Origin of the sequence: Aeromonas tecta, assembly GCF_000820185.1 — a bacterium.
GTDB lineage: Bacteria > Pseudomonadota > Gammaproteobacteria > Enterobacterales > Aeromonadaceae > Aeromonas > Aeromonas tecta.
The window spans coordinates 55,260-77,206 of record NZ_CDCA01000050.1; the positions used below are offsets into that span (position 1 = coordinate 55,260).

The following is a 21,947-nucleotide window of genomic DNA, read 5'->3' on the forward strand; positions in this document are numbered from 1 at the left end:
AGAGACGCAGCTGATGCCGAAGCAGGAGGACAGGCTGCCAGGCTAGGCTGCCACTGGCTTTGGCACACTTACCCACAGAAACTGTGGATAACCCTGTTCATGAAACTTGGCGATCAGCCTGCAGGCCGCGCCAATGCTGGGATGCAAGCGCTGTTCAAAAAATACCGGAAGAAAAATGTTTCTATAAAAATCATATAGTTATACGCAGCAGAACAAAACGCTGCTGGCCAGGAGATGGGAATGAAATGAGGAGGTTACCGCGAGAGGCGGCTTGTGCATTAAAATCGGCAGAGGAAAGCACTAAAGTGGATAACTTGCACCGAGATGGTGAGGAATTGGCTCCCCCGACTGGACTTGAACCAGTGACATACGGATTAACAGTCCGCCGTTCTACCGACTGAACTACGGGGGAACATCAGGCAAGGAGACGCACTATACAGAGCTCGCTTTTCGGGGTCAATAGCTGCTTGGCCAGAGAGAGTGGATACCCAGGCCACCCCAAGTCGGAGTACACTTGCCTCTTGCCGTTTTTTTGCCGGGAGTCGTCATGAGCAAGTTATTCCAGTTGGTCAGCCAGTTTCAACCCGCGGGGGATCAGCCAGAGGCGATCACCCGGCTGCTTGATGGCATCGAGTCCGGGCTCGCCCATCAGACTCTGCTCGGGGTCACCGGCTCGGGCAAGACCTTCACCATGGCCAATGTGATAGCGACCCTGAACCGGCCCACCATGATACTGGCGCCGAACAAGACGCTGGCTGCCCAGCTCTATGGTGAGATGAAGGAGTTCTTCCCCGAGAACTCGGTGGAATATTTCGTCTCCTATTACGACTACTACCAGCCGGAAGCCTATGTGCCGACCACGGACACCTTCATCGAGAAGGATGCCTCCATCAACGATCACATCGAGCAGATGCGGCTGTCGGCCACCAAGGCGCTGCTGGAGCGACGCGACGTGGTGATCGTTGCCTCGGTCTCGGCCATCTATGGCCTGGGGGATCCCCAAGCCTATCTCAGCATGATGCTGCACCTGAAAGTCGGCGATATCATCAACCAGCGGGATATCCTGCGTCGCCTCGCCGAGCTGCAATACACCCGCAACGACATGGCGTTCCAGCGCGGCACCTTCCGGGTACGGGGGGAGGTGATCGACATCTATCCGGCGGAGTCGGACAAGCTGGCCCTGCGGGTGGAGCTGTTTGACGAGGAGGTGGAGCGGCTCTCCCAGTTCGATCCCCTTACCGGTGCCATCGAGCAGACGGTGGTGCGCTACACCATCTACCCCAAGACCCACTACGCGACCCCGCGCGAGACCATCCTCGGTGCTATCGATCACATCAAGGAGGAGCTCAAGGGGCGGCGTGAGCAGTTGCTCTCCCTCAACAAGCTGGTAGAGGAGCAGCGCATCAGTCAGCGTACCCAGTTCGACATCGAGATGATGCAGGAGCTGGGCTATTGCTCCGGCATCGAGAACTACAGCCGCTACTTGTCGGGGCGCGCTCCCGGCGAGCCGCCACCCACCCTGTTTGATTACCTGCCGGGGGATGGTCTGCTCATCATCGACGAATCCCACGTCACGGTGCCGCAGATCGGCGCCATGTTCAAAGGAGACCGCTCCCGCAAGGAGACCCTGGTGGAGTACGGTTTCCGGCTTCCCTCGGCGCTCGATAACCGGCCGCTGAAATTCGATGAATTTGAAGCCCTGATGCCGCAGACGGTGTTCGTCTCGGCCACCCCAGGCCCTTACGAGCTGGAAAAATCTGGCGGCGACGTGGTGCAGCAGGTGGTGCGGCCGACCGGTCTGCTCGATCCGGAGATCGAGGTGCGCCCGGTCAGCACCCAGGTGGACGATCTGCTGTCCGAGATCCGGCTGCGGGTCGCGGTGGAGGAGCGGGTGCTGGTCACCACCCTCACCAAGCGGATGGCAGAGGACTTGACCGAATACCTGGCGGATCACGACGTGCGGGTGCGGTATCTGCACTCGGACATCGATACCGTCGAGCGGGTGGAGATCATTCGCGACTTGCGGCTCGGCAAGTTCGACGTGTTGGTGGGCATCAACCTGCTGCGCGAAGGGCTCGACATGCCGGAGGTCTCCCTGGTGGCCATCCTGGATGCAGATAAGGAGGGTTTCCTGCGTTCCACCCGCTCCCTCATCCAGACCATAGGTCGTGCCGCCCGTAACCTCAATGGACGGGTTATTCTCTATGGGGATCGCATCACCAACTCCATGCAGGTCGCCATCGAAGAGACCGAGCGGCGCCGCGCTCTGCAGCATGCCTATAACCTAGAGCACGGCATCACTCCCAAGGGCCTCAACAAGGCGGTGGGGGACATGATGGACATGGGCGGTAGTCGCAGCGCCGGCAAGACGGGCAAAGGGAGTCGCAAGGCGGCGGAGCCGCAAGGGGAATACCATCTGCGTTCTGCCAGCGAGATCGCCAAGGAGATCAAACGGATGGAAGAGCAAATGTACCAGCATGCACGGGATCTGGAGTTCGAGCAGGCGGCGGCCATGCGCGATCAGATCCAGCGGTTGCGCAGCGAGTTGATCGAGAGTTGAACAACAAAAAACCGAGCGGCAAGCGCTGGCTCATCTGGCGGCGGCTGCGCCGCCTTTACTTCGGCTTTCGCCATCCCGCCACCCCCTGGTGGGCCAAGGGGCTGGTGATCTTAATCCTGCTCTACGGCATCAGCCCGGTGGACCTTATCCCGGACGTGGTGCCCATCTTTGGCTGGTTCGATGACATCAGCTTGCTGCTGGTCCTGCTCTGGGGCTGGGAGTCTTGCCTGCCTGCGGCGGTCAGGCAAGGATTGGATGCGCTGGAATAAGGGCGCTGTTTCCCTCTGATGCATCCTTTGTTGCCGGGAGATGGCGCCATGCAAGGCATTGGCGTAGACTCCACGCCGTTCACTTCATGGGTATGAAAAAATGGATCTGATCCTGTTTGCAGTAGATTTTATTCTGCACGTCGACGTGCATCTGAAAGAGCTTTTTGAACACTATGGGGTCTGGGTTTACGCCATCTTGTTCCTCATTATCTTCTGTGAAACCGGCCTGGTGGTGACCCCCTTCCTGCCTGGCGACTCACTGTTGTTTGCCGCCGGTGCACTCACCGTGGGCAGCGTGCTGGATGTACACACCCTGGCTGCCGTGTTGATCGTGGCGGCGGTGCTTGGCAACGTGGTGAACTACACCATAGGGCACTTCTTCGGGGACCAGCTGTTTCGTAATCCGGATTCGAAGATCTTCCGCCGCGATTATCTGGTCAAGACCCACGCCTTCTATGCCAAACATGGTGGCAAGACCATCATCATCACCCGTTTCTTGCCCATAGTGCGCACCTTCGCCCCCTTCGTGGCCGGCATGGGCGCCATGACCTACCCGCGCTTCCTGGCGTTCAACCTGATTGGCGGGCTGCTATGGGTACTCTCCTTCGTCTATGCGGGCCATTTTTTCGGCAACCTGCCGGTGGTGCGCCATAACTTCACCTTGCTCATCTTCGGCATCATCGCGGTGTCACTGCTGCCCATGATCATCGGGATGATCAAGGCTCGGCGCAGTGGCGGCAAAACCGCCCCTTGAAACGAAGCGATAGGTAAAAAGGGAGCCAGTGGCTCCCTTTTTGTTGCGTGCTCGTCAGCATCAGTTGCAGCAGCGGCCCTTGACCAGGTTGCCAACGGCGACCACCACGAACACCAGCAGGTAGGCGGCGAAGATGGCGACCAGCCACTGAGGCATGGAGAAGCTGAGGAACTGCCAGGTGATCTCGCTGCAGTCGCCATCTGGGAAGAACAACCAGGGGACCCACTGATCGAGCGGCGCCCAGCTCGGGAAATCCGCATAGGGACTGCAGACGTTGAACGGGGAGGGGTTGACCTGATAATCCACATGCTGCAAGGCCAGTTGCAGACCGCGGAAGGCACTGTAGCCCCAGAGCAACAGGGCGCTCCAGCGCAGGTACCACTTCTGGGGCGCCACCATGCCGAGCAGGCCAGCCGCGATCACCCCCAGGATGGCGATCCGCTCATAGATGCACATGACACAGGGGTGCAAGCCCAATACATGCTGGAAGAAGAGGGCGCACAGTTCGAGGAACAGGGCGGAGGCTGCCAGTAGCCCCCACGCCAGCCGATGGCTGGCAATACGACGCAGAAACTCGATCATCTGATTGATCTCACAGAGAAAATAGTGGCTGAATTAGAGCAGAGCAGGGCATAAAAGGAAAGGGCCCTCATGGGCCCTTTCATCATCAATGTGTCGCCGGAACCAGAGTGGGTACGGCGCCGCTCTGTATCAGCCAGCCTGCCTGATAGAACCACTCGGTGGCAGGCGCCAGCAGTTGCTCTACCGCGAAGAAACCCATCAGACCCAGCACTATGGTGTAGGGCAGCGCCATCCATACCATGCGGCCATAAGAGAGCCGTAGCAAGGGGGCAAGGGCCGAGGTCAGCATGAACAGGAAGGCGGCCTGGCCGTTGGGGGTGGCGACCGAGGGCAGGTTGGTGCCGGTGTTGATGGCCACGGCCAGCAGATCGAAATGTTCACGGCTGATGGCGCCGTTGAGCAGCGCCGTCTTCACCTCGTTGATGTAGACGGTGCCGACGAAGACGTTGTCGCTCACCATGGAGAGCAGGCCGTTGGCCACATAGAAGAGGGCGAGCTGATCCTCTGGTTTGGCGGCCAGCACCCACTGGATCACCGGTTTGAACAGCTGCTGATCGATGATCACCGCCACTATGCTGAAGAAGACGGTGAGCAGGGCGGTGAAGGGCAGTGCCTCATGGAAGGCCTTGCCGAGGGCATGCTCCTCGGTGACGCCGGTAAAGGAGGTGGCCAGCACGATGACGGTCAGCCCGATCAAGCCGACGGCGGCCAAGTGCAGGGCCAGCCCGGTGATGAGCCAGATGGCGATCAGGGCCTGGACGATCAGCTTGGCCTTCTCTTGCGGGGAACGCTGGGCATCTTCGTCACGATCGTAGGCTTCCATGATGCGGCGTACAGGCTCGGGCAACTTGGTGCCATAACCGAACCAGCGGCACTTCTCCACCAGAATGCAGGTGAGCAGACCACAAAGGAAGACCGGGATGGTGACCGGCGCCATGCGAATGGCGAATTCGCCGAAATGCCAGCCCGCCTGCTCGCCGATGATGAGGTTCTGTGGTTCACCCACCAGGGTGCAGACACCTCCCAGCGCGGTACCGATGGCGGCGTGCATCATCAGGCTGCGCAGGAAGGCGCGAAACTCATTCAGGTGCTGGCGGGTCGGTTCATCGATGCCATCGTCGTCATCCTGAGGATTGCCGAGCTCATCATTCGAGGAGACTCGGTGGTAAATGGCATAAAAACCGGTGGCGACGCTGATAACCACGGCTATCACAGTGAGTGCGTCGAGGAAGGCAGATAAAAATGCTGATACCAGGCAAAATGCCAGCGAAAGTAGCGTCTTGGAATGGATGCGGATCAGCATCTTGGTGAAGACAAAGAGCAGCAGCTGCTTCATGAAGTAGATGCCGGCCACCATGAACACCAGCAGCAGCAGCACCTCTATATTGGCAACCAATTCATGCTTGATTTGATTGGCCGAGGTCATGCCTATCAGGACGGCCTCGATGGCCAGCAGACCACCGGGTTGCAACGGGTAGCACTTGAGCGCCATGGCGAGGGTGAAGATGAACTCGACGACCAGCAACCAGCCCGCCAGGAAGGGATCATAGTGGAAGGCGATCGGGTTGATCAGCAGGAATGCAACGATGGCAAGCTTGTACCACTGAGGGGCATTGCCCAAAAAGTTCTTCGCAAAAGCGCGCCCTAAGCTGATTGGCATAATGGTGGTTCTCTGTTCTGTTGTTGATATCTGCTCTGTGCAGTCGAATTCTTACTCGAACCGAGCGTCAGGATAATCACCCTTATCAGATTGATTGCACATGATTTTAATCAAGGGAGCGCTAACTATAAATAACGCTGCGATGCTTGCCCAGACGTGAGGGTCATTTATCACCTTGATGGGGTGTTGGCTGGCTCTCGTATCTTGGTGTGGGAAAGAGCGGCTACTGTATCGCACCGGATCGGCCTGATAATTAGCCTTTCATTCTCAACACTGTCTCGATTATTGAAACAATAGAGAGAGCTTCGTTGCTTGTATCAGGCTATCTATCGCCACCAATCGCCTGTCAGTCAGGGTGAGTGTGGATGGTTCGATTGTTCTAGAGCGTTGGCGGTGCTTGATGATTACATGGGTAGGAGATGAGGGCTAACGGATCTCAATTGAATAGCAAGAAACATATTTTTAACAAAAACTTCGGGTTTATGTGAGCAGAGGACTGACCTTCTGCTTGCCAGCATGTCCGGCTTTGCTATTATTCGTGAGCCTTTTTACGCACTACAACAGAGTCACTACATGGTCATAAAAGCGCAGAGCCCCGCAGGGTTTGCCGAGGAATACATCATCGAGTCCATCTGGAACAATCGCTTTCCTCCTGGATCCATTCTGCCGGCGGAGCGCGAACTGTCCGAACTGATTGGCGTGACTCGTACCACCTTGCGCGAAGTGCTGCAGCGTCTTGCCCGTGATGGCTGGCTCACCATCCAGCATGGTAAACCAACCAAGGTCAATAATTTCTGGGAGACCTCAGGTCTGAATATCCTGGAAACCTTGGCCCGTCTCGATCAGGATAAAGTACCGGATCTGGTGGCCCAGCTGCTGTCGGCCCGTACCAACATCTGCACCATCTTCATTCGTGGCGCCATTCGCAACAACCCGGAGCAGGCAGCCGAGATCCTGCGCGCTGCGCAAGGGGTGGAAAACTCTCCGGAAGCTTACGCCGAATTCGATTATCGTCTGCATCACCAGCTCTCTTTTGCCTCAGGCAACCCTATCTATGCCTTGATCCTCAACGGTTTCAAGGGGCTGTATAGCCGCGTCGGGCGCTATTACTTCTCCGACAAGCAAGCGCGTGAGACGGCAGATGCCTATTACAAGACTCTGCTGGGGCTGGCCGAGACCAAGAACCACGAAGCCGTGTTCATGACGGTACGTCAGTACGGTATCGAGTCTGGCAAACTGTGGACCCGTTTACGCCAGGATATGCCGAGCAACCTGTGCGATAACTGAGTCGTTTCTACAAAGAAAAACGCGCCTGATGGCGCGTTTTTTTATGCTTGTTACTCGCTTATCAGGATACGCTCTTGCGATCCGGGCAGCGGCCTATGATGTCGGCGGGTAGCTCCCCGTTGTCCTGCTCCAGCACCACGTCAAATCCCCACAACTGGTGCAGATGCTTGAGCACCTCGTGGCGCGATTCCCCGAGCGGGATCCGGTTGTGTGGCACATAGCGCAGGGTGAGGGATCTGTCCCCCTTCACCGCCACGTTGTAGACCTGAATATTGGGCTCCAGGTTGCTCAGGTTGTATTGAGCCGACAGGGTGTTGCGCACCAGTCGATAGCCTTCCTCATTGTGAATGGCCGAGACTTTCAGATAGTTCTTCAGATCGTCATCGTCGATGGCAAACAGCTTCATGTCGCGCATCACCTTGGGGCTCAGGAACTGGCTGATGAAGCTCTCATCCTTGAAGTTCTGCATGGCGAAATGCAGGGTATCGACCCAGTTGGTGCCGGCATAATCGGGGAACCAGTATCTGTCCTCCTCGGTGGGATGCTCACAGATGCGGCGCAAGTCGGTAAACATGGCAAAACCCAGCGCATAGGGGTTGATGCCCGAGTAGTGTCGGCTGTTGTAGGGAGGCTGATACACCACATTGGTGTGACTGTGCAGCACCTCTATCATGAATCTGTCGCTGATCTTCCCCTCGTCATACAGATGATTGAGGATGCTGTAGTGCCAGAAGGTGGCCCAGCCCTCGTTCATCACCTGGGTCTGCTTCTGTGGGTAGAAGTATTGACTGATTTTTCTCACTATTCGCACTATTTCACGCTGCCAAGGCTCGAGTAATGGCGCATTTTTCTCTATGAAATAGAGGATGTTCTCCTGTGGCTCAGGGGGGTAGCGTCTGTCCTCGACACCGGAGGCCTTGTGTTGTTTGGGCAAGGTACGCCACAGTTCGTTGACCTGGGTTTGCAGGTAATCTTCCCGTGCCTTCTGGCGCCGTTTCTCCTCGGCAAGCGAAATCTTCTGGGGCCGTTTGTAGCGATCCACCCCAAAGTTCATCAGGGCGTGACAGGAGTCGATCAGTCGCTCGACCGCGTCTATACCATGTTTTTCTTCACACTCGGTGATGTAGTTTTTGGCAAAGAGCAGATAGTCGATGATGGAAGAGGCGTCGCTCCAGGCTTTGAACAGATAGTTGTTCTTGAAAAAAGAGTTGTGGCCATAGCAGGCATGGGCCATCACCAGTGCCTGCATCGGCATGGTGTTTTCTTCCATCAAATAGGCAATGCAGGGATCCGAGTTGATGACGATCTCGTACGCTAGCCCCATCTGGCCACGCTTGTAGTTACGCTCTGTGTGGATGAAGCGCTTGCCAAACGACCAGTGTTGGTAGCCGATGGGCATGCCCACACTGGAGTAGGCATCCATCATCTGCTCGGCGGTGATCACCTCGATCTGGTTGGGGTAAGTATCTAGCCGATAAAATTTGGCGACCCGGGCAATCTCCTGGTGATAGATCTCCAGCAGATCAAAGTTCCAGTCAGGACCATCGTCCAGCGGCGCTATTTTTCTCGCGGTTTCTACCATATGACGTCCCTCAAGCCGCTTGCTTCTTGAACAGCTCCCGGAAGACCGGATAGATGTCCTCCACCTTGCGAATGTGTTCCATCGCGAAGTGGGGGAATTGGCCAGCTACCGACTCATATTCGTGCCACAGCGTCTGGTGGGCACGGGTGGTGATCTCGATGTAGGAGTAATAACGCACTCGCGGCATGATATCGCGCATCAGGATCTCCCTGCACTGGGGCGAGTCATCCGCCCAGTTATCTCCATCTGATGCCTGCGCCGCATAGATGTTCCACTGGTTGGCGGGGTAACGCTCGTTGATGATGTCGTTCATCATCTTGAGAGCACTGGAGACGATGGTGCCGCCAGTTTCTTGGGAGTAGAAGAACTCGTGCTCGTCCACCTCCTTGGCCTGGGTGTGGTGGCGAATATAGACCACCTCCACGTTTTTGTAGGTACGGCTCAGGAACAGGTAGAGCAGGATATAGAAACGCTTGGCCATCTCTTTGGTGGCCTGATCCATGGAGCCGGACACATCCATCAGGCAGAACATTACCGCCTGGCTTGATGGCACCGGGCGTTTGACGAAGTTGTTGAACTTGAGATCGAAGGTGTCGATGAAGGGCACGGCATCGATGCGCCGCTTCAGCTCCCGGATCTCCTTCTCCAACTGCGCCATTTCGGCAAAGTGATCGTTGGGCTCACCAGCGAGCAGGGCGAGCCGCTGCTCCAGCTCGCGCAACTGACGTTTCTTGCCTGCCTGCAGCGCCATGCGACGGGCCAGGGAATTTTGCAAGGATCTCACCACGTTGATGTTGGCGGGCACGCCGTTGGAGGTGTAGCCCGCCCGGTAGGTTTTCATCTCCATCAGCTGGTTGAGCTGGGTTTTCTGCAAGCGGGGCAGCTCCAAGTCTTCAAACAGCAAGTCCAGATACTCATCCTTGGAGATTTGGAAGACGAAGTCGTCGGCGCCTTCTCCCTGATCCGAGGCCTGACCTTCGCCACCCCCTTGACCGCTGCCCCCTCCCTTGGGGCGGTCAATCTTGTCGCCAGAGACGAATTGATCGTTGCCAGGGTGAACCATCTCCCGCTTGCCGCCTTGCCCCTGATGAAAATGGGGTTCACCGATGTCTTTGGTCGGGATGCTGATGCTCTCGCCCTTGTCCACATCCTGAATGCTGCGCTTGGAGACAGCATCCGAAACCGCTTGTTTGATCTGCTTCTTGTAACGGCGGATGAAGCGCTGCCGATTGACAGCGCTTTTGTTTTTGCCGTTGAGCCTGCGGTCGATAAAATGCGCCATAACTCCCCCTTGAACTGATCAGGGTCAGGATGACTTGCGTACCCTGAGGTACCACTCGGAGAGCAGGCGCACCTGTTTGCGGGTGTAGCCTTTCTCCATCATCCGTTCGACAAAGTTATCGTGCTTCTTCTGCTCCTCGGCTGAGGTTTTGCTGTTGAAGGAGATAACTGGCAGCAGCTCTTCCGTGTTGGAGAACATCTTCTTCTCGATCACGGTGCGCAGCTTCTCGTAACTGGTCCAGTTGGGGTTACGGCCTGCATTGTTGGCCCGTGCTCGCAGCACGAAGTTGACGATCTCGTTACGGAAATCTTTCGGATTGCTGATCCCCGCCGGTTTTTCGATCTTCTCCAGCTCGCTGTTGAGAGATGCCCTGTCAAACAGCTGGCCGGTTTCCGGGTCACGGTATTCCTGATCCTGGATCCAGAAGTCGGCGTAGGTGACGTAGCGATCGAAGATGTTTTGGCCGTACTCCGAATAGGATTCGAGGTAGGCGGTCTGGATCTCCTTGCCGATAAACTCCACGTAGCGTGGGGTCAGATAGCCCTTGATGAACTCGAGATAGCGATCGTGCAGCTCTTGCGGGAACTGCTCGCGTTCTATCTGCTGCTCCAGCACATAGAAGAGGTGAACCGGGTTGGCGGCCACTTCCGCATGGTCGAAGTTGAACACCCGGGAGAGGATCTTGAACGCGAAGCGGGTCGAGAGGCCATTCATGCCCTCGTCCACGCCGGCATAGTCACGGTATTCCTGATAACTCTTGGCCTTGGGATCCGTGTCTTTCAGGCTCTCGCCGTCATAGACCCGCATCTTGGAGTAGAGGCTAGAGTTTTCAGGTTCCTTGAGCCGTGAGAGGACGGAGAATTGGCCGAGCAGCTCCAGGGTGCCGGGTGCACATTTGGCGTCGGTCAGTTCGCTGTTGATCAGCAGTTTTTCGTAGATTTTTACCTCTTCCGAGACGCGCAGGCAGTAAGGCACCTTGACGATGTAAACCCGGTCGAGGAAGGCCTCGTTGTTCTTGTTGTTACGGAACTGCTGCCACTCAGACTCATTGGAGTGAGCCAGCAAGATACCGTCGAAGGGCAGGGCGGAGAGGCCTTCGGTACCGTTGTAGTTGCCTTCCTGAGTCGCAGTCAGCAAGGGGTGCAGCACCTTGATGGGGGCCTTGAACATCTCCACGAACTCCATCATCCCCTGGTTTGCCTTACAGAGCGCACCTGAGTAGGAGTAAGCATCGGCATCATCCTGGGCGTAATGCTCCAACATGCGGATATCGACCTTGCCAACCAGAGAGGAGATGTCCTGGTTGTTGTCATCGCCAGGCTCCGTCTTGGCGATGGCAATCTGATCCAAGATGGATGGATTGACCTTTTCTACCTTGAACTTGGTGATGTCACCGCCAAACTCGTGCAGCCGTTTGGCCGCCCAAGGGGACATGATGGGGCGCAGGTAGCGGTGCGGGATGCCGTACTCTTTTTCCAGGATCTCGCCGTCTTCCTCAATGTCGAACAGGCAGAAGGGGTGATCGTTGACCGGCGACCCCTTGATGCGATAGATGGGCACCTTCTGCATCAGAGATTTGAGTTTTTCGGCCAGGGATGACTTGCCGCCGCCGACCGGCCCCAGCAGGTAGAGGATCTGCTTCTTCTCTTCCAGCCCCTGGGCCGAGTGTTTGAGGTAGGAGACGATCTGCTCGATGGCCTCTTCCATGCCATAGAAGTCTTTGAAAGCGGGATAGCGTGCGACGACGCGGTTGGAGAAAAGGCGGCTGAGGCGCGGATTGACCGAAGTATCGATCATTTCCGGTTCGCCGATGGCAACCAGCAGACGTTCGGCGGCGGAGGCGTAGCAGGATTTATCCTGTTTGCACATGTCCAGGAACTCCTGGATGCTGTACTCCTCCTCTCTGGCCTTCTCATACCGCTGTTGATAGTGCTCGAAGATGCCCATAACTTAGCCCTCGTTATAGTCGCTTACCCTGAAAAAGAGTGGATCACTACTTTTGTTCTGTTTGCCTCTTAAGCCTAGTCAACAGCCCCCAGTAATCCATCGCCATCATAGGTTTAAGTTTGTACGGGAGCTTCCCGATCCTGGTACGGGAAGGTGCAGCCAATGACATATCTATGTTACTGACTGTTAAATTATTTTTGCCATGATCGTGATGCAAATGTCAAAGACATAAAAAATAAATGTTTGTGTGATATAGGCAGGGTAGTGGCGACCCAGGTTCTGGTGTGAGCCAAGTGCAGGCGGGGTAAGGCGGGCAGCATCGGATCATACAAATTGCATTACGTTTACGTGAGCGTAATGTACTTTGTTTGGTGTTTAAGCTCTAATTTTTACATTGACGCTACATTCTGGCTGCTCTAGATTGGCCCTGTGTCGAGCAGCCATCGCTTTAGCAAGAAAGTGATGGCTGTACAGATACTAAGCTCTGTTTAAGCACGTTTCCGTTGGCTTGACCCTCGCATTCGCGGGGGTCTTCTTTTTTTGGCGTTTGGCGTTTGGCGTTTGGCGTTTGGCGTTTGGCAGATTGGCGTGTCACGGCGTGACGGGGTAGATACGGGAGACTGCTGCCAACACATCTGCAAACGGATGGGCAGCAAGCTGGCTAAAGCCTGCCAGATTCTTTGCCTTGACCTTGGTGGTCAAAGGGGTGGCGATGCCACACAGGAAACGGGTCAGGATCCGGGGCTCCTGGCTATGGCACAGCGCCACCAGCGGATCGCACCAGGCACGCAAGCCGTGCTCGTTGGGTAAGGCCGGGGCTGGCAGCAGAGGCAGGATGGCAATCTCACCCCGACAAACGGAGCAGTGCCCACATTGGCTTGGCGCTTGCTCATCGGCAAAGTAGATGGCCAGCTCGTAGCTCAGGCAGTGGCTCGAGGTGAAGAAGGCCAGCAGGGCCTGCAACCTTGCCAGCTCACTCTGCTCTTTCTGCTCGAACAGAGCGTGCAGCTGTGTCGCCAGCGCTGCTACATCCAGATCTTGACGTAATACCCGATACACCTCCGTCATCTGCTTGCTCTCGAGCTCAATCCAGCCCTGCTGCTGTAGATAATCCAGCGCGGCGGCGGCGCGATGCCGCTCTCCCTGATAACCCTGCCAGAGTGCGTCGAAATCCATGGTGCACCAGCTGCGTGCCTGCGGGGCGCAGGCAAACAGCTGCTCTAGGAACTGGTGGCGATCCGGATTGAAACGGCTCAGGATCTCCGCTTTTTCCAGCACAAACTTGAAACGGTACTCGGCAAAGTAGCTGTAGGCCGGCGCGATGACTCCGGCCATCTCCAGATAGACCAGCAGGGTCTTGAGGGGCAGCTGGCGAATGTTGGTGTCATTTGACAGGCGCAGCAGGCCAAATTCCCACTCGGCGCCGCTTTGTTGCACCGTCTCGAGCAAGGTCATGATGGCAGCTTTGTCCGGCGTATCCCCGTAGACGAAGTTTTCCAGCACCGGCAACTGGGCCCGGCTGGCCAGGACGAGGCAGCGGGAGGAGAGGCCATCGCGCCCGGCACGGCCTATCTCCTGGCTGTAGTTCTCGATGGATTTGGGTAAGTCATAGTGGATCACTCGGCGGATATCGGCCTTGTCGATGCCCATGCCAAAGGCGATGGTGGCGACGATGCAATCCACCTTGCCTGCCATGAAGTCGTGCTGGATCTGGCTGCGCAAGGTCGAGTCCAGTCCGGCGTGATAGGCACAGGCCCGGATCCCCGCTCGCTGCAGTCGCTCTGCGCACTGCTGCGCCGTGTGTTGCAGGGTGACATAGACGATGGTCGGCGCCGCGGGATCGCGCTGCATCTCCTGTTGCAGCCAGCTATCGCGGGCGCTGCCAGCCAGGGGGACGACGGCGAGATCCAGGTTGGGGCGATAAAAACCGGTCACCACCAGACCCTCTTTATCAATGTCGAACTTGGCCTGCATGTCCGCCATGACCGCCGGGGTGGCGGTAGCGGTGAGCAGCAGCACCTGGGGGATGGCGAGCTCGCGGCGATGATCCGGCAGCTTCAAATAGTCCGGGCGAAAATTGTGGCCCCATTCCGAGATGCAATGCGCCTCGTCCACCACCAGCAAGGAGAGGGGAATTTGGGAGATAAAGCGGCGAAAGCGTTCGTTCTTGAGGCGTTCCACTGAGATCATCAGGATCTTGAGCTGACCGTCGCTGGCCTGCTGCATCACCCGCCGGCTCTCCTCCGGCGTCAGGCTGGAATCCAGGGTCGCCGCGGCGATGCCCTTGCTTTTGAGGAAGGCGAGCTGATCGTGCATCAGGGCAATGAGTGGGGAGATCACCAGGGTCAGATGGGGCAGGGCAAGGGCGGGCAACTGATAGCAGAGGGATTTGCCGGCGCCGGTCGGGAAGATGGCCGCCGCACTCTTGCCGTCCAGCAGGCGACTGATCACGGCTTCTTGGCCGGGCCTTAACCGATCAAAGCCGAAGTGACGGGTCAGAAGAGAGGTGATCATGGCGAGGCTCCAGCACAGATAAAAGAGCGGCATGATACCACTGTTGGGGCTGCCCGGCCGATGATCGGACTGGGATGGCGACATTTTAACCGTGGTTGATATTGTGTTATCACATTGTTGTAGATTTTTTGTGAGGTAACCCTGATATTTTTCAGTGATTAAGTGGAAAAAAACGCCGACTGATGGGATATTCCTTGTCCGCAGCCCCATGCGTCTTGGACAGATCCAGAAGAAGATTTGCCAGCAGAGATCGTCGTCAATATGCCGGTATCACGGCGTGTGGCAGGTTGCCAACAGGACTAATGATTCACGCACTTCACGTGCACAGGGACTATTTGATGACACAACAACACCCCCTCATAAAACTGGTCAACAGCACCAGTCTGGTTAGCCAGATCCTGGTCGGTCTGGTACTCGGTATTTTACTCGCCTTGTTAATGCCTGAATGGGCCAAGGCGGCAGGTCTGCTCGGCAGCCTGTTCGTCGGCGCCCTGAAGGCGGTGGCTCCGTTGCTGGTGTTTGTGCTGGTGATGGCGGCAATCATCGGCCATAAACAGGGCCAAAAGACCAACATGAAGCCAATTCTGCTGCTCTATCTGCTGGGTACCTTCCTGGCGGCGGTGGTGGCGGTAGTGGCGAGCTTCCTGTTCCCCTCCAACCTGCATCTGGTGGCGAGCAGCGCCGAGATCACCCCGCCGGGTGGCATCACGGAAGTGCTACAAACCCTGCTGTTCAACGTGGTCACCAACCCGGTGAAGGCGCTGATCGATGCCAACTACATCGGCATCCTGGCCTGGGCCATCGGTCTTGGCATCGCCATGCGTCATGCCAGTGAAGGGACCAAGGCAGTGATCACCGATCTCTCCCACGGGGTCTCCACCATCGTCAAGGCGGTGATCCGTTGTGCGCCGCTCGGGATCTTTGGGCTGGTCGCCTCAACCCTGGCCGAGACCGGCTTCGGCGCTCTGCTCGGGTACGCCCAACTGCTGATGGTGCTGATCGGTTGCATGCTGTTCATTGCCTTCGTGGTCAACCCGCTCATCGTGTTTTGGAAGATCAAGCGCAATCCCTATCCGCTGGTGCTGACTTGCCTGAAAGAGAGCGGCGTAACCGCCTTCTTCACCCGCAGCTCCGCCGCCAACATCCCGGTCAACATGGCCTTGTGTGAGAAGCTGCGTCTGCCGGAAGACACCTATGCGGTCTCCATTCCGCTGGGAGCCACCATCAACATGGCCGGCGCCGCCATCACCATTACAGTGCTCTCCATGGCGGCGGTGCACACCTTAGGGATGGAAGTGGATCTGGCGACCGCCGTGCTGCTCTCCGTGGTGGCCACCGTCAGTGCCTGTGGCGCCTCTGGTGTGGCTGGTGGCTCGCTGCTGCTGATCCCGCTGGCGTGCAGCCTGTTTGGCATCAGCAACGACATCGCCATGCAGGTCGTTGCCGTGGGCTTCATCATCGGGGTGCTGCAAGACTCCGCCGAGACGGCCCTCAACAGCTCCACCGACGTGCTGTTCACCGCGGCCGCTTGCATGGCCGAGGATGAGGCGCTGCTGGATGCCGCGCCGCTTGCTCGCCGCGAAGCCTGATAATCCGTCACTTCATGCATCGAAAACGCCCTCAAATGAGGGCGTTTTTTATTGATCGGCAGAATAGCCTTCATCGCAATCAATATTTGAGCCAGGCTCCATGCAACAGCATCTACTAACAAGTTTCATCGAATGAGAGAGGTCTGTTGTCTATTGCTATTTAATAAAGCTTGAGAAATATTATCCCAGATCAAATTCTATTTTTATTGATGGAGATTGTTGTCAGGAATAGAAAAACACGATGATACCAATAGATAATTTACAGGCTACGACTTTCGCATAGTGCCGTATCATGGCGAAAACTGGAGGTGGCAATGATTATCTATGGGAAATACGGAGGTGCCGCGTTAAGAGCCGTGCATATCATGGTGCAATATAATCATCCCCATGCCGCGGCATGGGACATGGCAATATACGAAGCCTTTGGTGATTGCACAAACGTTCAAAAATTCAAGAACAACCCCAAGGTGACCTTTCTCACCTTGTGCAGCCTGGGGGCGATCAGCTGTGTCATGCCCATAAAATATTCGGCTGCTGCCAAAACCAAGAAATATGTGGTCAGCGCGCTCGGTATTCTCTCAGGCAAGGATATATCTAAACCGATCTGTGCCGATGACCTGTGGGCAGAGGTCATGGCAGACTGCAAAGTGATAAAGCCCCTGAAGCATAACAACCAGATGGATGTGATATTGACACTCTGGTATTCAAATACGCTGAGCCTCGATGAGGTCGGGGCGAAATTGGCACTGAAAGAAAATATTTTATAAGCCTGTTACCAGCAACATATTAAATAAAAGCCAAGGCAGTGGACGCCTTGGCTTTCTTTATCACCCTATTAGTTGACCTTGCTTAACGAGCCGCTGTCGGTATGGGCGAACGGTTTGCCATAGACATTCAGGCTGGTGGTCTGGCTGTACTTGAGCAGGCCTTTCTCGGAGAAGTCCAGCGACATGGCAAAGTCGGTCGTGGTGTCGTTGGCCGTCATGTAGCTGCTCTCCGATATCCCTCGTTTCCCTGTTTTGAAGTCAATCTTGTTGCCGGCCTTGCCCTCGGTCACGACGCAGACCGCACGGGGGATGCAGTAGGAGTTGTAGACCACCTGATTCTGCTTGTCGTAAATCAGGTAACCCCGCTGATCATGGAACTTGCCATTGTCGCTCTTCCTGAATACTTCCTGCTTGTAATACATGGCCACTAAATATTGCTTGCTGGCATTTTTGGCATCGGCGGCAGGCTCAAAGGTAATGACTTCATAAAAAGGCTCGACGGCAGGCCCGCCCTTGCCAACTTTACTGCCCTCTTGTCCCGGCGCTACATCGACGCCGCCGGATTCAATGCTTTTCCAGGTGCCCGCCAGCGGTGCCAAGGGACCAAAATCCAGACCATTGATCATCCCATCGGCCTGGGCATATGTCAGGGTGGAACTGGCCAGCAACAGTGCAGAGATAATATGTTTGTTCATAAATCACTCCCATCGGAATTGAATAATTTTTTTATACTCGGTTCAAGCCGGAGTGACGTTATAAGTTTGAGAGGTTGCTCGTCAATTAAACTATTCTCTGGATATTAATTTCTGTGAGGAGAGTATATATTTTACGTCCAATAATAAACTGACTTTGATTTGGCGCAATAAATATCAGACTGGAATTAAATAGCCATATGATACAGATCAAGTTTATATTTTATGCCGAGAGAGGATAAGAACTTAACCCTATATTGATCTAGACAGGGTATCGAGTTCTCATACCTATGATTAACGGGTTACTTTGAGTCTCTTTGAGTTGAATGAATCATCCTTATCTGTTAATTGTTCTAGAATTATTATTGCGAGCAATACTATTGCTGAAGTAATGACTTGCATGCTTGGAGCAATAGTCATATTCAATAATGTCAGGCAGCCATATTAATGACTATATTCACGATATTAGATGGACGCGCTCTTGAACTCATTCATATATAAATAAATCAGCCTGACAATATAAATATCGACCAGAATAGGGTCTTGCCAGATGATGCCGCATTTGCGCCTGAATGGCGTTGCTTGCCGGTACTGTGTGAAGCCGCCTTGGCATCAGGCATGGCAGGTGCTGCCTGAGTGGACGGTGATGTGTAGGCTCGCCGCCGTGCGCGAGTGCCGTCAGGCGGGGACCTTGGTTACACCATAAAAAATGCCCGCCAGGGTGGCGGGCATGGATGGGTCAAAGGCTGACGAGATTAGAACAGCTGGTACAGGATGGCGGAGATGGCAATCAGGCCCATGGTCGCCACGAAGACGTTGCTGATATGGCCCTGGTACTTGGCCATGGCGGGGACGCGCTTGATGGCGTACATCGGCATCAGGAACAGGATGGTGGCGATGATGGGGCCGCCCAGGGACTCGATCATGCCGAGGATGGAGGGGTTAATCACGGCCACGGCCCACAGGGTCAGGATGAAGAAGGCAATGATGAACAGCTCGACCTTCCTGGTGTTCGGGGTCTTGCCGGATTGGCGCATGTTCTGGACGATCATCCCCTTCAGACCTTCACGGGCACCCAGGTAGTGGCCGAAGAAGGAGGAGACGATGGCGACGAAGGCAACCAGCGGACCGAAGTAGGAGATGACAGGGCTCGCATGCTGGTTGGCCAGGTAGGAGAGCACGGCGATGTTCTGGGACTTGGCTTCTGCCAGCTGGGCCGGGGTCAGGCTCATCACGCAGGAGAACACGAAGAACATCACGAAGCCCAGCAGGATCATGGCGGTGCGCTTCAAGATGGCATCGGACTTGGCGACGGCGTCGTCACCGTAATCGCGGCGCTGAGCCAGGGCGAAGCTGGAGATGGCCGGGCTGTGGTTGAAGGAGAACACCAGTACCGGGATGGTCAGCCACAGAGTAGTGGCGAAGTCCTTGGCAGAAGGCACCTGGGCCAGGGCGGCGCCGGTCCAGTCCGGGATGAGATACAGGGAGATACCCGCCAGGATGGCGATGAGCGGGTACACCAGCATCTCGGTGACTTTGAGCATCAGTTTCTCACCGGCCAGCATGACCGACATCATGCCCATGATCAGCACGATGGAGAGGATCCAGCGCGGCGGCGCCGTCATCTGCAACTGATTGACCAGGAAGCTTTCCACGGTGTTGGTGATACCCACGCCATAGATCAGCACGATCGGGTAGATGGCGAAGAAGTAGAGCAGGGTGATTAATTTGCCGGCGCCGACGCCAAAATGCTCTTCCACCACCTGGGTGATGTCGGCATTGGGATTCTTGGAGGAGAGCACGAAGCGCGCCAGGCCGCGGTGGGCCAGGTAAGTCATGGGGCCAACCAGCAGCGCCATCACCACCAGTGGCCAGAAGCCACCCATGCCGGCGTTGATGGGCAGGAACAGGATGCCGGCGCCAACGGCGGTACCGAACAGGCTGATCACCCAGGTGGTGTCCTGCTTGTTCCAACTACGAGCGTGGGTGGAGCGGTTTGCTTGCTCCAGTGTGGTCGCGGCGTCTGGTGCGCCGGTGACAGTATTAGACATGTGTCTCACCCCGAATGTGTGGTTTTAATTAGTCGGCGAAAGAATACTTTTTTTTTAATCAAAAATGTTGATCAGATTCACCTTTATGAGGGGCAAACCCGTACTTTCTTATGAAAATGTGATCAAAAGAATAAAAAATCAAAATTTCTTTATCATATGCAATGTTAGTTGAGTGTTAAATGGATAATTTTTCAGCTCAACGAGTTATCAGGATGTTATTTTGATAGGTGCTGGGAAAGCTGACGGATCATGCTGGCGGTCGCCCCCCAGATGAAAGATTGTTGCCAGGGGATCCAGTAGATGGTGTGGCTCTTGCCGGCCCTGGGGATGGTCAGGGCGATGTGGTGGGCCGGATTGAGCACATGGCTGAGGGGCACCTCGAAGGCCTGCTCCACCTCGTCCGGGCTCAGGGTGAGCTGGTAATCGGCGTCGACCATGGCGAGTACCGGCAGCACATCGTAGAGGGAGATGGTATTGAGCGGCGTGAGGCTGCCGATGACCCGGATTAGGGCTGCGGGGATCCCGAGCTCCTCTTGGGTTTCTCGCAGCGCCGTCTGGATCAGGCTCTCGTCTTCGGGATCCTGGCGCCCGCCAGGGAAGCTGATTTGCCCGGGGTGATGGCGCAGCTGTGTGCTGCGACGGGTCAGCAGCAGTTGCAGCCCCTGTGGGCGCTCCACCAGGGGTAGCAACACGGCCGCCGGTTTGAGCCCGGCCAGCATCAGCCGGTGCGCGGGGGCGGGGCGCTGCAGCAGGAAACGGGTCAGCAGCTCGGCACGGCCAATCTCGGTATCTATCTCGATGATCCTCTCCTTGAAGGTCGGTGCGGGCGGGGCGGCGTTATCACTGACGCAGGGCATCCAGCAGTGGCAGGATGCGGGCCACCTTGTCGTAGGTTTCCTGATATTCGCTGTCCACCTCCGAGTCGGCGATGATGCCACCCCCCGCCCAGCAGTGCAGCTGGCCCTGTTCGGCTATCAGGGTGCGAATGCAGATGCTGGTGTCCATGCGGCCATGCTGGCTCAGGTAGCCGATGCTGCCGCAGTAGGCATTGCGCCGCTGGGGCTCCAGCTCTTCGATGATCTCCATCGCCCGGATCTTGGGGGCCCCGGTGATGGAGCCACCGGGGAAACAGGCCCGCAGCAGATCCACCCCCTGCCAGCGCGCATCCAGCTCGCCATGTATGGTGGAGACCAGATGGTGAACGGCAGGGAAGGACTCCACCGCAAACAGGTGCGGCACGCAGACCGAACCCGGGCGGCTCACCCGGCCGACGTCGTTGCGAAGCAGATCCACGATCATCAGATTCTCGGATCTGTCCTTGTCGGCGCTGGCCAGTTCCTCAGCCACCCGACGGTCGATGACGGGGTTTGGGTGGCGGGGGCGGGTACCCTTGATGGGTTTGGTCTCGATGTGACGGCCATCGAGCAGCAGGAAACGTTCGGGCGAAAGGCTCAAGATAGCGCTCTCTTCCAGCCGGATAAAAGCCGAGAAGGGGGCCTTGTTGGCGGCACTGAGGGCGCAATAGGCCGACCATTCGTTCCCCTGGTAGGGGGCGCTGAAGCGTTGGGTGAGATTGATCTGATAGCAATCCCCCGCCGCCAGATAGGCCTGGATCCGCGCGAACTTGTCACCGTATTCGGCCCGGCTCATGTTGCTCTGCCAGGGGCCCGTCAGAGAGAACGGCTCCTGAGAGGTTGACGGGAAGGCCGTGTGCGCCTCGAGCCAGCGCAGCCGGCTGGCGAGTCCGGCCTCGTCTCCCCAATGTACCAACTGCCAACGGCCCGTCGCGACCTCTCGCAGCAAGGCCCAGTCGTAGATCCCCACCGCCATGTCCGGCAGTTGGATGTCCGGGATTGCCCAGGTTGGCAGGCGCTCGAAGCGTCGTCCCAAGTCATAGCCAAACAACCCCAGGGCGCCGCCGATAAAGGGCAGCGCCGAGTCGTTTTGATCCAAGGAGCCCAACAAGGCTTGCTGGGTGCTGGCGAGCAGGGCGAGGGGATCGCCAAGCTGTTGCTCGATGTTGTCGCCGTGGCGCAAGCAGGTAGTGGCTCCCCGGGTCTCCAGGGTGGCGAGCGGATCGGCGCTGATGATGTCGAAGCGGTTATCCGCCCCTTGGGGGCCTGCCGACTCCAGCAAGATGGCCCAGGGTTGGTGTTGCAGCCGGGCAAACAGATCGTGGAGCGATGTTTGCGGGGTGAAATGGTGAATATGCAGTCTTGGTTTCATTTTTTGTTACACAGGCAACAGTTTGCACCCAGCTCCCTAGCCGGTACGGGAGCCCAAGCGTATCATGGCGGCCGGCATTTTCAGAAAACACCGTTATAAAAACACGCCGTTGTCTGTCGGCTCTGTGCGCATCCGCCGCCAGCCGAAGGCTCGGCTCATATGGAAGCCCTCGCTCGCATTGATTG

General features: G+C 56.5%; 16 protein-coding genes and 1 tRNA gene. 6 read left to right on the top strand and 11 right to left on the bottom strand.

Annotated elements, in window-relative coordinates:
- Positions 1 to 336 precede the first annotated feature (336 nt).
- Positions 337 to 412: transfer RNA gene (locus tag BN1137_RS21415), tRNA-Asn, on the bottom strand.
- 135 nt (positions 413 to 547) lie between these two features.
- On the opposite strand from BN1137_RS21415, the gene uvrB reads away from it, so the two are divergent.
- From uvrB to BN1137_RS21430, 3 genes are all read left to right on the top strand, one after another.
- Positions 548 to 2,560, top strand: a complete 2,013-nt coding sequence (uvrB, locus tag BN1137_RS21420) for an excinuclease ABC subunit UvrB (protein ID WP_050720536.1) — start codon at positions 548 to 550, stop codon at positions 2,558 to 2,560.
- Complete coding sequence (locus tag BN1137_RS21425; protein ID WP_050720537.1) at positions 2,557 to 2,829, top strand: YkvA family protein; 273 nt, start codon at positions 2,557 to 2,559, stop codon at positions 2,827 to 2,829. Before uvrB ends, BN1137_RS21425 begins: the two co-directional genes overlap by 4 nt.
- Positions 2,830 to 2,929: 100 nt before the next feature.
- The gene (locus tag BN1137_RS21430; RefSeq protein ID WP_050720538.1) at positions 2,930 to 3,583 is read left to right on the top strand and encodes a DedA family protein; all 654 of its coding nucleotides are present in this window, start codon (positions 2,930 to 2,932) and stop codon (positions 3,581 to 3,583) included.
- A 60-nt stretch (positions 3,584 to 3,643) separates the two neighbouring features.
- Here the strand turns inward: BN1137_RS21430 and dsbB are convergent, their stop codons facing one another.
- Both dsbB and nhaB read right to left on the bottom strand, forming a co-directional pair.
- A complete protein-coding gene (gene dsbB / locus BN1137_RS21435) occupies positions 3,644 to 4,165 on the bottom strand; it encodes a disulfide bond formation protein DsbB (RefSeq protein WP_050720539.1) in 522 nt (173 codons plus the stop codon).
- Positions 4,166 to 4,250: 85 nt separating this feature from the next.
- The gene (gene nhaB / locus BN1137_RS21440; protein ID WP_050720540.1) at positions 4,251 to 5,825 is read right to left on the bottom strand and encodes a Na(+)/H(+) antiporter NhaB; all 1,575 of its coding nucleotides are present in this window, start codon (positions 5,823 to 5,825) and stop codon (positions 4,251 to 4,253) included.
- Between the two features lie 573 nt (positions 5,826 to 6,398).
- Here nhaB and fadR point away from each other — a divergent pair.
- Positions 6,399 to 7,112, top strand: a complete 714-nt coding sequence (gene fadR / locus BN1137_RS21445) for a fatty acid metabolism transcriptional regulator FadR (RefSeq protein WP_042638027.1) — start codon at positions 6,399 to 6,401, stop codon at positions 7,110 to 7,112.
- 61 nt (positions 7,113 to 7,173) lie between these two features.
- Here the strand turns inward: fadR and BN1137_RS21450 are convergent, their stop codons facing one another.
- The 4 genes from BN1137_RS21450 to BN1137_RS21465 form a co-directional block, all read right to left on the bottom strand.
- A complete protein-coding gene (locus tag BN1137_RS21450; protein WP_050720541.1) occupies positions 7,174 to 8,694 on the bottom strand; it encodes a SpoVR family protein in 1,521 nt (506 codons plus the stop codon).
- Between the two features lie 10 nt (positions 8,695 to 8,704).
- Positions 8,705 to 9,976 carry a YeaH/YhbH family protein gene (locus tag BN1137_RS21455; protein ID WP_050720542.1) on the bottom strand — a complete coding sequence of 424 codons (1,272 nt, stop codon included), beginning with the start codon at positions 9,974 to 9,976 and terminating at the stop codon, positions 8,705 to 8,707.
- Between the two features lie 24 nt (positions 9,977 to 10,000).
- Entirely contained in the window at positions 10,001 to 11,923 is a 1,923-nt protein-coding gene (locus BN1137_RS21460; RefSeq protein ID WP_050720543.1) for a PrkA family serine protein kinase, read from the bottom strand.
- A gap of 591 nt (positions 11,924 to 12,514) precedes the next feature.
- Entirely contained in the window at positions 12,515 to 14,437 is a 1,923-nt protein-coding gene (locus BN1137_RS21465) for a RecQ family ATP-dependent DNA helicase (protein ID WP_050720556.1), read from the bottom strand.
- Positions 14,438 to 14,775: 338 nt separating this feature from the next.
- Between BN1137_RS21465 and sstT the strand changes: the two genes are divergently transcribed.
- Positions 14,776 to 16,026 (top strand): serine/threonine transporter SstT, encoded by a 1,251-nt coding sequence (gene sstT, locus BN1137_RS21470; protein WP_050720544.1) that lies wholly within the window; start codon positions 14,776 to 14,778, stop codon positions 16,024 to 16,026.
- A 314-nt stretch (positions 16,027 to 16,340) separates the two neighbouring features.
- Positions 16,341 to 16,793: a DUF6979 family protein gene (locus BN1137_RS21475; protein WP_050720545.1), complete on the top strand. Its 453-nt coding sequence runs from the start codon at positions 16,341 to 16,343 to the stop codon at positions 16,791 to 16,793.
- A 68-nt stretch (positions 16,794 to 16,861) separates the two neighbouring features.
- Here the strand turns inward: BN1137_RS21475 and BN1137_RS21480 are convergent, their stop codons facing one another.
- From BN1137_RS21480 to pabB, 4 genes are all read right to left on the bottom strand, one after another.
- On the bottom strand, positions 16,862 to 17,488 hold the full coding sequence (locus tag BN1137_RS21480) for a heme-binding beta-barrel domain-containing protein (protein WP_050720546.1): 627 nt from the start codon (positions 17,486 to 17,488) through the stop codon (positions 16,862 to 16,864).
- Positions 17,489 to 18,240: 752 nt separating this feature from the next.
- Positions 18,241 to 19,536, bottom strand: coding sequence for an HAAAP family serine/threonine permease (locus tag BN1137_RS21485; protein WP_050720547.1), 1,296 nt, complete (start codon positions 19,534 to 19,536; stop codon positions 18,241 to 18,243).
- Positions 19,537 to 19,751: 215 nt separating this feature from the next.
- The gene (locus BN1137_RS21490; RefSeq protein WP_050720557.1) at positions 19,752 to 20,318 is read right to left on the bottom strand and encodes a CoA pyrophosphatase; all 567 of its coding nucleotides are present in this window, start codon (positions 20,316 to 20,318) and stop codon (positions 19,752 to 19,754) included.
- Between the two features lie 58 nt (positions 20,319 to 20,376).
- The gene (gene pabB / locus BN1137_RS21495; protein WP_050720548.1) at positions 20,377 to 21,762 is read right to left on the bottom strand and encodes an aminodeoxychorismate synthase component I; all 1,386 of its coding nucleotides are present in this window, start codon (positions 21,760 to 21,762) and stop codon (positions 20,377 to 20,379) included.
- Positions 21,763 to 21,947 lie beyond the last annotated feature (185 nt).

What these genes read in the sequence shown, in the direction of transcription:
- uvrB (WP_050720536.1), top strand. Translation starts at nt 548, where the DNA reads ATGAGCAAGTTATTCCAGTTGGTCAGCCAGTTTCAACCCGCGGGGGAT.
- BN1137_RS21430 (WP_050720538.1), top strand. Translation starts at nt 2,930, where the DNA reads ATGGATCTGATCCTGTTTGCAGTAGATTTTATTCTGCACGTCGACGTG.
- dsbB (WP_050720539.1), bottom strand. Translation starts at nt 4,165, where the DNA reads ATGATCGAGTTTCTGCGTCGTATTGCCAGCCATCGGCTGGCGTGGGGG.
- nhaB (WP_050720540.1), bottom strand. Translation starts at nt 5,825, where the DNA reads ATGCCAATCAGCTTAGGGCGCGCTTTTGCGAAGAACTTTTTGGGCAAT.
- fadR (WP_042638027.1), top strand. Translation starts at nt 6,399, where the DNA reads ATGGTCATAAAAGCGCAGAGCCCCGCAGGGTTTGCCGAGGAATACATC.
- BN1137_RS21450 (WP_050720541.1), bottom strand. Translation starts at nt 8,694, where the DNA reads ATGGTAGAAACCGCGAGAAAAATAGCGCCGCTGGACGATGGTCCTGAC.
- BN1137_RS21455 (WP_050720542.1), bottom strand. Translation starts at nt 9,976, where the DNA reads ATGGCGCATTTTATCGACCGCAGGCTCAACGGCAAAAACAAAAGCGCT.
- BN1137_RS21460 (WP_050720543.1), bottom strand. Translation starts at nt 11,923, where the DNA reads ATGGGCATCTTCGAGCACTATCAACAGCGGTATGAGAAGGCCAGAGAG.
- BN1137_RS21465 (WP_050720556.1), bottom strand. Translation starts at nt 14,437, where the DNA reads ATGATCACCTCTCTTCTGACCCGTCACTTCGGCTTTGATCGGTTAAGG.
- sstT (WP_050720544.1), top strand. Translation starts at nt 14,776, where the DNA reads ATGACACAACAACACCCCCTCATAAAACTGGTCAACAGCACCAGTCTG.
- BN1137_RS21475 (WP_050720545.1), top strand. Translation starts at nt 16,341, where the DNA reads ATGATTATCTATGGGAAATACGGAGGTGCCGCGTTAAGAGCCGTGCAT.
- BN1137_RS21480 (WP_050720546.1), bottom strand. Translation starts at nt 17,488, where the DNA reads ATGAACAAACATATTATCTCTGCACTGTTGCTGGCCAGTTCCACCCTG.
- BN1137_RS21485 (WP_050720547.1), bottom strand. Translation starts at nt 19,536, where the DNA reads ATGTCTAATACTGTCACCGGCGCACCAGACGCCGCGACCACACTGGAG.
- pabB (WP_050720548.1), bottom strand. Translation starts at nt 21,762, where the DNA reads ATGAAACCAAGACTGCATATTCACCATTTCACCCCGCAAACATCGCTC.